8 protein-coding genes are annotated in these 12,363 nt (G+C 42.3%); 3 read left to right on the top strand and 5 right to left on the bottom strand.

What is annotated here, in order from left to right; all coding sequences use genetic code 11:
* The first annotated feature begins 47 nt into the window (after positions 1-47).
* The gene (locus tag AC5EF3_RS10745; protein WP_012777987.1) at positions 48-854 is read left to right on the top strand and encodes a ferredoxin--NADP reductase; all 807 of its coding nucleotides are present in this window, start codon (positions 48-50) and stop codon (positions 852-854) included.
* Positions 855-924: 70 nt separating this feature from the next.
* Here the strand turns inward: AC5EF3_RS10745 and AC5EF3_RS10740 are convergent, their stop codons facing one another.
* Positions 925-3,600 (bottom strand): PAS domain-containing protein, encoded by a 2,676-nt coding sequence (locus AC5EF3_RS10740; RefSeq protein WP_493548055.1) that lies wholly within the window; start codon positions 3,598-3,600, stop codon positions 925-927.
* A 122-nt stretch (positions 3,601-3,722) separates the two neighbouring features.
* On the bottom strand, positions 3,723-5,156 hold the full coding sequence (locus AC5EF3_RS10735; RefSeq protein WP_493548054.1) for a protein adenylyltransferase SelO family protein: 1,434 nt from the start codon (positions 5,154-5,156) through the stop codon (positions 3,723-3,725).
* 142 nt (positions 5,157-5,298) lie between these two features.
* Here AC5EF3_RS10735 and AC5EF3_RS10730 point away from each other — a divergent pair, with 142 nt between their 5' ends.
* Entirely contained in the window at positions 5,299-7,614 is a 2,316-nt protein-coding gene (locus AC5EF3_RS10730; protein ID WP_493548053.1) for a TonB-dependent receptor, read from the top strand.
* A gap of 87 nt (positions 7,615-7,701) precedes the next feature.
* On the opposite strand, the gene AC5EF3_RS10725 is transcribed toward AC5EF3_RS10730, so the two are convergent.
* Both AC5EF3_RS10725 and AC5EF3_RS10720 read right to left on the bottom strand, forming a co-directional pair.
* Entirely contained in the window at positions 7,702-8,679 is a 978-nt protein-coding gene (locus AC5EF3_RS10725) for an alpha/beta hydrolase (protein WP_493548052.1), read from the bottom strand.
* A gap of 106 nt (positions 8,680-8,785) precedes the next feature.
* The gene (locus AC5EF3_RS10720) at positions 8,786-9,697 is read right to left on the bottom strand and encodes a hypothetical protein (protein ID WP_493548051.1); all 912 of its coding nucleotides are present in this window, start codon (positions 9,695-9,697) and stop codon (positions 8,786-8,788) included.
* A 308-nt stretch (positions 9,698-10,005) separates the two neighbouring features.
* Between AC5EF3_RS10720 and AC5EF3_RS10715 the strand changes: the two genes are divergently transcribed.
* Positions 10,006-10,353, top strand: coding sequence for a hypothetical protein (locus tag AC5EF3_RS10715; RefSeq protein WP_012777981.1), 348 nt, complete (start codon positions 10,006-10,008; stop codon positions 10,351-10,353).
* Positions 10,354-10,422: 69 nt separating this feature from the next.
* Here AC5EF3_RS10715 and AC5EF3_RS10710 read toward each other — a convergent pair whose 3' ends face one another.
* Positions 10,423-12,216, bottom strand: a complete 1,794-nt coding sequence (locus tag AC5EF3_RS10710; protein WP_493548050.1) for a long-chain-acyl-CoA synthetase — start codon at positions 12,214-12,216, stop codon at positions 10,423-10,425.
* Positions 12,217-12,363: the final 147 nt, after the last annotated feature.

The raw sequence follows: 12,363 nt of genomic DNA, 5'->3' as shown, positions 1-12,363 counted from the left end.
ACTATCAAGTTTTTATAAACGACACGAACAGGCTTAAGGACGAGAACATGGACGCAGCAGCAGCCAAACCCGCTAAATCTGCAACGGGCCCAACCGAAGAAACAGTGCTTTCAGTCAAGCATTATACAGACAGATTATTTTCATTCCGGCTTTCCCGTCCCGCAGCTTTCAGATTTCGCTCAGGCGAATTTGTCATGATTGGGTTGTACAAAGACAATGGAAAACCTTTGTTGCGCGCCTACTCCATAGCATCACCTAGTTGGGATGAAGAATTAGAGTTCTACTCGATTAAGGTCCCAGACGGTCCATTGACGTCACGCCTTCAAAAAATTGTGCCCGGTGATAAAGTGTTACTTGGCCGCAAACCAACCGGCACACTCGTCCATGACGCACTCGTTCCGGGCAAACGCTTATACTGTTTCTCAACAGGTACAGGATTTGCGCCTTTTGCTAGCGTTGTGCGTGATCCTGAAACTTACGAAAAATTCGATGAAGTGATTGTGACGCACACATGTCGTGAAGTTGCAGAACTCGACTATAGTAAGCAAATTGTAGATGAGACGCTAAATCATGAATTCCTTGGTGAATTAGCTCAAGGTAAGCTTGTTCACTATGGTTCAGTAACGCGAGAAGACTATCCGCACAAAGGCCGCATTACTGAGCTTATGAGTTCAGGTAAATTATATTCAGATCTTGGTGTACCAGCTCTAAACCCCGAAACAGATCGTGTGATGATTTGTGGATCTATGGAAATGCTGGCAGATACAAAACAATTATGTCTTGATGCCGGCTTTGTTGAAGGTTCAAATGCAACACCCGCACAATTTGTTATTGAAAAAGCATTTGCAGGCTAAACGGTCAAAATATTTTGAGAGCGAACACGACTAATCATCTACGTCGCTCTCAATAAAATTGGCTTACTTATTAGCCAGTTGCGGTTATTTTCTTGGTTGAAACTTCCCATCCGCCGCCAGTAAGATCATTCAGCTGCGTAATTAAATCTTCCTGAGATATGGGTTTAGCAATACAGTCATTTGCGCCCACAGACATTGCTTCTCGAACTTTAGCAAAACTCATATGCGGAATAGCGGCAATGATTTGAAGCGGTTCCCGAGAGGTCTCTCTCTCCCAACCTCGTATCGTGCGGATAGCTGAAATACCGCTCAATATAGGCATTTGAGTATCCATAATGACGACGTCGAAAGCTTGGTTTTTAACCGCATCTATGGCTTCCTCGCCATTTTCAACAAACGTCACATCTAATTGCAATTGAACTGCGAGTAATTCTAGGACACGTCTATTAAGCGGATTGTCTTCTGCTACAAGAATAGACAATTCGCTCTGACTAGAAATTTTAGGCACAGATCCGCCGGAAGAGCCGCGTTCAAAATCTTTCATAATCGGGAATTCGGTCAAAATTCTGGAGACAGATTCTCCTGCCTTTTCGTAAAAGACAGTCCCTTTTAGTTTTTCAGTAAAGTCGTGGATAATCGCCATAGACAGCCCCTCTTCTTCAGGGTTGTCCAATTGAATCAATACCGAATCTGAATAAGGCATTTTAGGGTAAGCATGTTTTACATCAAATGTGAGAATGCAAAGTCCTTCGCCCGAATTATCGACTTCAACTTCGACAACGACATGATCGTCATTTCGAACTGTTTTCTGCAACTCAAGAATGAATAATGACAGAGATTCCTCTATTTTAGATGGATTACCTTTATAAATATCATCCGACTCATCACAATACACAGCCTCTATTGTGGTAGATACCGCGCCACATTTACTATTTGCGATACAGTTTTCGACAAGCTCTTTAATATTGAATTCTGACGATTTATTTTCAAACTTATGTGAGTAAATACTCATATATTTGTCAATGTTATGAATCGCGTCGCTCACGCCTTCTGCCGACGTATCCATAAGCTTCAACATATTCACTTGCTCACGACTGAGTGACGTTCTTTGAAGTGCGTGAGAAAGTTCTAGCATACTCGCAATCTGCTCGGACACTGAGCGCCCAACATCACCAATTAATGATGCTTTTCGGCGATACTTCTGCTGAAGACGCTCTTCGAGGTCTTCAGTCATATAATCAGTTTTTTGAGACACCGTGATATCACGCATTGAACCAATCATACGCACTGGTTTGCCTGTTTCATCAGCGTCCTGACGAGATGCAACAGAAACCCAAATTTCTCTCCCCACCGCATTTTCTTTACGGTAAGACAAATGCACCGGTGCACCCGCACTTAAATGATGCTTCCAAGCTTTAGAAACTCTAGGCTGATCATCTGGGTGAGCGAGTCTAAAAAGACTGTTCGTAAGCTGACTGAGGCTTGGTTTTGATTTGAAAAACGGCGTCCAATCCCCTTCTATTTTTACCGTTTTTTGCAGCAGGTCAATCTCCCAAACCATCATGGAAGACAATGCCAACCCATATTCCATACGTGCCAAAGAGGCTTCTGTTTGACGTTTTTGAATAACGATTTCTGTTACATCTTTGACAATACAGATTGCACCACAAACGGAACCATCTTGCTCCATCCAAGGCGCACAAATCCAATCAATCCATTGTGTTTCAGCCGATCTTTCAATTGTTACGTGCTTGAATTCGGTTGTTTCACCAGTAATCGCTGCATCGACACTTTGCTGTAATTTTTCAGGTGTCTGGGCCCACAATTGAGTAATTTTTCCGCCAAGCAAATGCACATCAGACTTGCCAATCATGTCCACGAGAGACTGATTTACCAGAGAAATTTTTCCATCCAAATCTATAATAGCAACGCCAACAGAGGCATGGTCAAGGAAAGCCTTGGCAGATGACTCCGTTTTCATTGAAGACTGAAGCGCTTTAATGTTGGACGTTTTATTCAGTGCCACACCACTGATACCATCAATACTGCCATCTTCAGTATAACAAGGAGATCCAGCAAATTCGATTACTCTTGTCTGACCATCAGGACAGTCAATTGTACATGTCACGGTCTGCGTTATGCTGTGAAACTGACTCTTTGAAAAAGCATTGGACAGCTTTTTAAGGTCAGCTGGCGACATCATTTGAGCATATTCGTCAAATTTTAGCGGCTTGGAATTTTCTTCCATCCCAAACATTCGAAACATGCCTGGAGACCAGAATGCTGGCTTGGACTTGGAAATGGTCCAACGTCCAATACCAACAAGCAATTCCATTTGAATCAACGCATCATCTGTTTCTTTGCGTCGCTGCTCTAAACGGGCTTCGTTCGTAATATCTACAGCGCTGTAATAATACCGATCTGAAGCTGAGCGGCTTATTGAAGCTTGCACCAATCGGATACTCCATCCAATTCGCATAGTCAGCTTAAGCTCAGTAATCGTTTCAAATGGTTCCAAACTCGCTAATTGTTTTTGAAACCTATCTCGACTTTCTTCAGACAGATATGCAGATAACTTTACACTGTCAGCTCCAGCAGCGGGCGCGACAAAGCGTCGGAATGCGCCATTTGCTCGGCACACCGCTCCATCTTTATTTAGAATAACAAAATGCTCATCTACGGAATTAAAGAAAAACTCCAGAGCTTCTTTATCTAAATCGACCTTTTCCTGAGGCCCATCAAACATTACACGCCACCCAAAACGGATTTTCTTTAGGAAAATTCCTTTATCTATATTTGGTGTAGCAAAAACCGGTTAACAAATTTACTTCACTCATTCACCTAATCAGTGATTCCGGTTTCATAAATTTATGCCGTGCATTTTGAATAATTTCTTATTCTATCAATGGCTTGATGAAATCCACTCCAATCATCCTCTTCAACCACCTTCATCCATATATTTTCAATGTCTTGAATTAGCACAGTAACGGGATGAACAGATTGAAAATAAGATGATTGCAAACTCGTCTCATCTAAAGGTTCATATGCCATTAGCATTTGTTTGACTTCAGAAAACTCAGTCCCTTCATACAAATTCGCCTGTGGACTTAATTTTGATCTAGTCGCACTGGCGGCTCCCCCATACCAATCGAAAAAAGTTTGTTCAAAAGCCGCACCACTTTGTGTCATCCAGTTCAAATAGGTTTGAATAAAATGTCCATCCTCTTCTGGAGACGTTTGGTGGATACCTAACCGCCTAAAAACATGGCTCCGCAAGGAAGCGCGATACACATCTGCATACTCATTTAATACGACCTCGAGAGATGACGAGTCACTATGTGATAACAAACAACCCGCCAACTGAGTCAGGTTCCAAATTCCCACTTCTGGCTGTCGCCCAAATCTATATCGCCCAGCATCATCAAAATAAGCCGCCACAAAATTCGGATCTGAGACTGGCAAAAACCGATATGGTCCATAATCAAAGCTTTCACCGGTAATAACCATATTGTCAGTGTTCATAACACCATGCACAAACCCTGCAGCCATCCATGAGGCAATCATGTCCGCTGTTGCAGTCATTACTGCTCGAAAAAATGCAATGACTGTGTCTTTAAACTCCCCTCTTTGCACATCTGGATAGTAATGCCTGACGCAATAGGCAATCAGATCGGCAATGCCTTTCTCATCCTCTAAATATGCAAGCCTTTGAAACGTTCCAAACCTAATATGACTGTGAGACATTCGAACCAATACACCAGAGCGTGCAGGACTAGGCTCATCGCCTCGATAAAGTTGTTCATGCGTTTCAAAAAGAGTGAGGCTTTTTGATGTATTTACACCATGCGCCTCCAGCATTTCTGTCGCCAGAACTTCACGTACGCCACCTTTCAACGTTAGACGCCCATCACCCGTTCTAGAAAATGGTGTTTGCCCAGAACCTTTTGTTCCCAAGTCCAACAATCTTCCCTTATCGTCCTTGAATTGAGCAAACAAGAACCCTCGCCCATCTCCGATTTGAGGATTGTATTGGCCAAACTGGTGTCCATGATATGCAAGAGCCAGCGGTTCGGGCAAATTTTCTGGAAGAGCATCGAAATCAGCGAAATATTTTTGTAACGACGACTCAGAAAAGTCGGTAAATCCAATTTTTTTTAGCAACTCTAAGTTGCTATACCGTAACGTAACTGTTGGAAAATTAGCACACTGAGTTGCAATTGATATCAAATTTTTCACTTCATTGATGGTTTGTGCAGGCTGGTATCTTGTTTCTTCCGCAGAGTTATGTGACATTTTTAACATCCGTACCATTTGACTTAAATTTGGGACCTAGAATTGCAGCGTTAAACTACGTTTTGGTCGAAACGCTTTTCCCTGAATTTAACGACTTGGCTCGGGAATAATATAGCATGCAAAAAAGTATGCACCTATTGGGAGGAAAATTATGTCCAAAGTGAAAACCGTGTTGCGCGGTGCGACTTGCTTGGCGACTCTAGTTACAATGAGTTCACCGATAGCATTTGCACAAGAAGATACAACTCAAGAAGAAAACGGTCGTCAAACTGCAGTCCAACGTATGTTGGAAACAGTAACCGTGACTGCTACAAAACAAAAAGATCCTGAAAATGTTCAAGATATCGCAACGTCAGTAACTGCGTTTAATGCGGGCTCTCTTGAAACGCTCAAAGTGCGCGATTTTGAAGATTTATCCTACAATGCCCCAAACGTATCGCTTTCTGATGTTGGTACAACGAAAGGTTCTGCGAACTTCTCAATGCGGGGGTCAGGTACAAACTCATCTATTGTCTCCATTGACCCAACAATCGGTGTCGTAGTTGACGGTGTCCCTTTAGGTGTACCAGCCGGTGTCGTCTTCGATATGTTTGACCTTGACAGTCTTGAGATCCTGCGCGGTCCTCAAGGTATACTCCAAGGACGTAATACTATTGGTGGTGTTGTTGCAGTAAACACAGGTAACCCAACTGATACACTTCAGTACAATTTCAAATTTGCAAGTGAAACACCAATTGACGATGGACGTGGTGGACCTAGCAGCTACGTTCAAGGTGCAGTATCTGGACCTCTAATAGAAGGTAAGCTGAACGGTAAGATTGCGGCCTATTATAATTATGATGAAGGCTATTTCAAAAACCTAGCCAACAATGAAAATCATGGTGAAGGCGACGCGAAAATTATTCGTGGTGCTTTGGAATATATGCCAACGAACACTTTCACAGTATTGGCAAAAGCAGAATATGCAGAATACACAGGCGATGGTCCTGCATCTCAAAACAGATCCCTATACGACCGTAACAGCTTTGATTTTGCAATAGACAACAGAGGCTTTTACGACGCAGCATCAACATTTGGAACGTTGCGTATGGACTGGGATGTTGGCTTTGGTGACGGAACAATCACAAACATAACCGGCTATCGCAAATATGAAGCATCTTCCAGTTCTGATATTGATTCCTTGCCGTTAGCGCTATTTGATGGTCCTGCCGTCCTAGACCAAGAACAGCTCTCAAACGAACTACGTTACAATGGGTCATTCAACGACCTTACAGTTACAACCGGCATATTCTATATGGATCAATCCATTGATCTAGCTGAAACTCGTTGGATTGCCTCTCAACTTGTAACGCCACTTCTACCAGCTAACATTCCATTGCCTTTCCCAGGTGGCGGATTGCAAGACCACCATACATTGGGTGTTTTTGCGCAAGCAGAATACCAATTTACTGATAAATTCTCAGTTCAAGCAGGTCTACGTTACACACAAGAAGAAAAAGATGTTGATGTAACTTACATTATTCCTGCTCTATCTAGAGGAATATCAAACTGTTCAGTTATCGAAAAAACATGTCCTGTAGACTATAGTGACAAAAAAGAATGGAATGTTGTTACACCAAAAGTTGCTATGGAATATAAAGCAACTGACAACTCACTGCTTTACGCCTCATACAATCGCGGTTTCCGTTCTGGTGGGTATAACTTCAGGCTTACTGATCCAGCGGTATTCCTTCAACTTAACCAAACTATCAATAACGGTAACTATTATTTCGACAAAGAAACTCTTGATTCATTTGAAGTTGGTTACAAATATGAATCAAACGATGGACGTGTCCTGTTAAACTCTGCTGTTTTCTTCAACCAAGCAGAAGACATGCAGCGCGAAATCAATGTTTCAAGCCCAACAGGTGTGTCTCAATTCATCTACAATACAGCTGACGCTGAGATGAAAGGATTGGAACTTGAAGGACGTTTTGCTGTTACCGATAACTTCCTGATTACAGGTAATGTTGGTTATATTGATGCGAAATACACTGATATCCGCTTCCCAATCTCAGCAGTTTCTGTGACTGATCTTGCAACAGCCGTTGTACAAGACAGTGATTATGATTTGGAGCTACCACGTACACCTGAACTTACATACGGACTTGGTTTTGTATGGGATCAAAGCTTAGGAAATGCTGGTTCATTGGTCACATCAGCAAACTTCATGCACCGCGATGAAAATGCCTACACCGACAGTAATGCCGGTTATTTCAACGCGGCCGATATGGTCAATTTCGACATCACATGGAACACACCTAAAGATGGAATTTCCATCTCATTGTATGGAAAGAACATGCTTGATGAAGTTCAAGCAGGTGGAGACACACAAATTCCATTCGTAGCTGGAACTCTTGGCCCAGCAACATTCTCACCTCTGAACAAAGGACGTTTGGTAGGACTGGAACTATCTATTAAAGGATAGATTTCAAAGCGAATTCAAATAATAAAGGGCGGCTTCAAATGGGGCCGCCCTTTTTTCAATAAACGCCTTAGTTTAATTAAATTAGATCTATGAGTTGATCGCAGATTTCAACACTTTTCCAGCCGCCGCTATTGCATCCCGAGCACTTTTTGACACTGCTGTGGAATTGAAGAAACCATGAGGGTGGGATTGATAATCCTTGTGCGTAACCTTCACACCTGCCGCGACGAGTTTATCGGCATAAATCCTACCTTCATCCCTCAATGGATCCCAACCTGCGGTTATCACATGCGCAGGTGGCAACTTTTGAAAATTTGAGTAAAACAAAGGTGAAATACGCAAATCAAGCGGATTTTGATCCTTTTCAAGATAAGCAGACCGGCAAAATTCAAATGCCGCTGGAGAGAAAAAACTTCCCTCTTGTAGCGACACACCCTTTTCTTTTAGATCTACAAATTGCGCCAATGGATAAATCAATAGCTGGAAAACAGGCGCAGGACATTCTCCATTCTGGGCTGCACGCGTCACAACCATGGTGAGATTGCCACCAGCGCTATCTCCGCCCGCTGCAATTTTTGATGGGTCCGCACCCCACTTTTCAGCATTCTCCACTGCCCATTTAAAAGCTGTAACAGCATCATTTACTTGGGCTGGGAATTTGTGTTCTGGTGCTAATCTATATTCCACAGATAAAATCCGACAACCAGACGAGTCGGCAAGTCTTCGACAAATAGAATCATAAGACTCCAAATCCCCCATAACAAATCCGCCGCCATGAAAAAAAACAAGTGCAGGTCCTACCGGATGTTTGGCGCTGTAGGGTGTATAAACTCGCCCCGGAATAGGTCCATCACCACACTCTATATGCAGATCTTCAACAGATTGCATTTGTGGAAGATCTGGCTCAATCGTCTGCATGACGTGGATGAAATTGTTGCGCACCTTGGTGAATTGTTGTCGCCAATCGAACGCATTTCGATTAGGTTTCAACTCTCGATTTTTCGTAAAACTTTCCCAAGATGCGAGAAATGAATTCAAACTTTCATCCAATTTTTTCTGAGGCATTGTCTATTTCTTTAAATTTAAGGCAGCACATATGCCAAACATATCTGACATCATAACATCGGCTGAAATAAGACAGAACTTCATCAAACGTTCAAAAATACTAGGATTAGGATACCGGTTCAGTCAAACCAGCAGCCCAGAATCGCGCTCTCGTGTCATCCGGTAGAGTTTGAAATGACGCGACCAAAATATCCACCTGTTCACAACCATTAATGCCATCAAATTTGTTTTCTGGTGTCTGCACTTCTTCATTTAATTCAGCGCTTTGGGCAGGTTCAGGTGTCGAAAGTAAATTGAAAAACTGCAAGCTTTCAGGGTTTGCGGCCATTTGGACGATCAGAGGAGACAGAATTTGCGTATCTTCTGTCGTCAATTCTCCATAATTTTGAGGCGCAACAATCCCGCCTTCAATCGCACCCAACATCAATAACACAGTCCGCATGGCATACTGATAATATTTACTATCATAATACATATATTTGGGCGCGAGATCTTTATTTTGCGAGATCCTATACAAGCTAGAAAGATCGCATGATTTACCGCCCATTGCCTGTTGATCCAAAGAAAGCTCAGAAATCAATAATAGTGCCTGATCAAAATAAGCCACTTCAGACAAAAACATGGATGTCTTGTGCTTTTTTGCCAAGTGTTTGCTTTTCTGCAAGATCATCATCGATAAGTCATTTTTCGACCGTCCGGCCTGAGCTTGCCTTGCCATATCGGTCAAAAGTTTCGCATGCTCAGTCTGATCTATCTGCTGCATTTTCACGAGCACAGACTTGGTCAATTCGTCCTGAAAACCATATGCATTTATCAATCCCGCAGCATCTGGCAAAGATTGTCCAGCGACCAATTCAGGAATGGTTTTGTCAATGTCAGCTTTTTTTGATCCAAACAATTTTGGGCCTAGAATAACACCAACAAAACAAACAAGAACAACAAAGCCCACTATCCCATACCAGATAGGACCGTCCTGATTTCCTTTATAAAGTTTTCCACCCGTTGCATCAAAACCCATGATCGACACCTTAAACTTAACCTATATCGCAATATCATGGTTATCGCCGGTGAATTTCAAATTCGTTACCAAAACTGAATTCCCCTTTTTGGGGAAGTCAGTTCAATGAACATGTATAAACCTAAAAACAACAGTAAATTCAAATACAATTGAGCTTAATACTTGTATAAGTACAGAAATTTCGCGTTCTAAAACGAATTAACATAGACATTCTCAAAATGAATAACAAAAAGAACCGCTTTTTAACTATTTTCGACTACATTTTTCTCCAAATAAGAGAATAAGGCGAAAAACTAGGGGAATACTAAATGCCAACAACAGCAATCAGCCGTGATCAAGAAATCTCGTCTTTGCTAGAAGTCGAGGGCGAAATTGTCTCTTTTATGAGGAAGCTTCACGGGAGCGATGAACTTTCTTACAATCAGGCTTCAGATTTGTTCACGAACATTCATGCCCATGCAGCTTGGACAGACCTCCCCCCCCTTGCAAGCTTAGCCGAAAAGATTTGGAACGATTTGACGCGAGACGACAATGACGCCCAAATGTCTCACGATGAACGCACTGAAATCCGTAAAAACATGATGACATACAAATTTCTGTTGAACCGCCTAATGGGTGATTATCAACCGGAAATCGATGCAGCAATGGCGAGCTAAGTCCTATTTTCTTGCTTTTTCGACAAAGCGCGCCTTACCTATTATAGAAGCGCGCTTTATCTCGTGTTTCTAGAGACGTCTCTCACCCTTTTGAATTGCTTCAAAAATATCGGCGGTCAGTTTCACATAAGATTTGTCTTCAGCCGAAGACACGAATATTGGAAACTTTATGGTGTTTGGATCAAACCCCTCTTTTACAAGATCCACCTTCTTAAATTTAAATGTACCTGTCGTATTTTCTGTTTCTAAAATACGGATGAAAACAGGTCGTGCATATTCTGGCAATTCAGAACGGACATACGCCCATAGGGCCGCCAGATCTATTTCGTTTGCAAGCTGAATTGCTGCCATACCGGCACGCCCTTCATGACCTTTCACTTCTACACCATAAACATTCGCAAGCTCGACACCTTCAAATGAAGAAAGCACTTCACTCACTTCATTTGTAGAAACATTTTCAGCCTTCCAGCGATATGTGTCACCTAGACGGTCTACAAAATACAGATAGCCATCTTTATCACGCCGCATCAAATCGCCAGTTCGAAAATAGGAATCTCCTTCTTCAAAAACATTATTGACGATTTTGGATTCATTCTTGGATTTGTCTCTATATCCTTCAAACCGCTGCCTATTGGCCGACGGATCTATCTTCCCAATAGCTTCGCCAACTTCGTTTGCTTCAGTTTCACTACAAAACCCTTGTTGATTGCGAATGACTTCTTCAGTTTGATTATCAACTTTGATAACGCGCGTTGGTAGCTTTTTGCGTAATATGTCAGGCACACGACCAATGGCTCCAATTTTATTGTCGACATTTAGCAGATTAACATTGCCTTCAGTGGCACCGTAAAATTCATATACGCGCCGAATACCTGTTCTCTCAACAAGTTCTGACCAAACATCCGCACGCAAACCGTTTCCAAAACATCTCGTGATTTTGTGGTGTCTTTCGTCAGGCGTAATTTCACAATTCATGAGGTACCGCCCCATTTCGCCAATATAAACAAAATTGGTTGCACTTGTTTCAATTGCTATTTTCCAGAATTTATTGGCAGAAAACTTCCTCTCTAGCACGATCGCGGCCCCTGCCATTAAAGCACACCCTGCCGCCACAAGTCCTCCTGTTGCGTGATATAATGGCAGCGCAATTAAAACGCGATCGCTTGGAATAGACTTACAGGATACAACCATTGAACGCAGCATTGTTTGGCATCGCGCATGCGTCATACGCGCCGCTTTAGGTAATCCAGTTGTTCCAGAAGTATAAATATACAAAGCAATTTCTTTGGCCTGCATACCGGCTCGAAGTGCTTTATCGGGCCGTTCGGAGGATATATTGCTAAGCTCTGTTTCCAGATTACCGTGTCCGCCTTCAATGTCACCTAAAACCCATGCTGGGACATCAACATCTAAATATGATTGTGCCGAGACATATTGCTCCCAGCGGGCATCACCCATGACCAAAATTTTAGCTTCAACAATATTCAAGCAATGTGCGAGCGGCTGTGATGCAAGTTGGTTGTTGATCAGTGCGCAACAGGCTCCAATTTTTGTTATCCCCAACCAAAACGCCAAATAATCTGGCCGGTTTCCCATCAGCAAGGCAACACAATCCCCCTGTTGAATACCTTGCTTAATTGCCCAGTTTGCAAACTTGTTAGCACGTAGATCCAACTCACCATAGGTTGTCTCTTGTCCGTCAAATATAACCGCAACGTTTTGAGAATGTGCATCCACCGATTTTTCCCAATCATCGGGCAATAAATTTTCACTGAATGGTGTAATATCTTCAGTATATTTCAGGATGGCCATTAAACCAGTTACATATGTAAAGTCGCTTTTAAGCCTCTGGATGAAGTTCATTTTTATAACCGCCCAATCTTTATATATTTTAGTTGAAGTTTTGAACAATTTTGTCATTCTGTATAGAGATTGGCGCTCAAAATCACGGTAATTTGTCTGATGCCTGAAATAGTGAAATTAGAAGATTTTCCACTGTTTCCACTTGCA

This window comes from Hirschia sp., assembly GCF_058892565.1.
Note: the sequence above shows the minus strand (reverse complement) of the source record. Positions and strands in the feature narration are given on the sequence as shown.

Bases quoted from the DNA above. Each gene is read 5' to 3' on its own strand.
- AC5EF3_RS10735 (WP_493548054.1), bottom strand. From the start codon at position 5,156: ATGTTAAAAATGTCACATAACTCTGCGGAAGAAACAAGATACCAGCCT.
- AC5EF3_RS10740 (WP_493548055.1), bottom strand. From the start codon at position 3,600: ATGTTTGATGGGCCTCAGGAAAAGGTCGATTTAGATAAAGAAGCTCTG.
- AC5EF3_RS10715 (WP_012777981.1), top strand. From the start codon at position 10,006: ATGCCAACAACAGCAATCAGCCGTGATCAAGAAATCTCGTCTTTGCTA.
- AC5EF3_RS10710 (WP_493548050.1), bottom strand. From the start codon at position 12,216: ATGAACTTCATCCAGAGGCTTAAAAGCGACTTTACATATGTAACTGGT.
- AC5EF3_RS10745 (WP_012777987.1), top strand. From the start codon at position 48: ATGGACGCAGCAGCAGCCAAACCCGCTAAATCTGCAACGGGCCCAACC.
- AC5EF3_RS10730 (WP_493548053.1), top strand. From the start codon at position 5,299: ATGTCCAAAGTGAAAACCGTGTTGCGCGGTGCGACTTGCTTGGCGACT.
- AC5EF3_RS10725 (WP_493548052.1), bottom strand. From the start codon at position 8,679: ATGCCTCAGAAAAAATTGGATGAAAGTTTGAATTCATTTCTCGCATCT.
- AC5EF3_RS10720 (WP_493548051.1), bottom strand. From the start codon at position 9,697: ATGGGTTTTGATGCAACGGGTGGAAAACTTTATAAAGGAAATCAGGAC.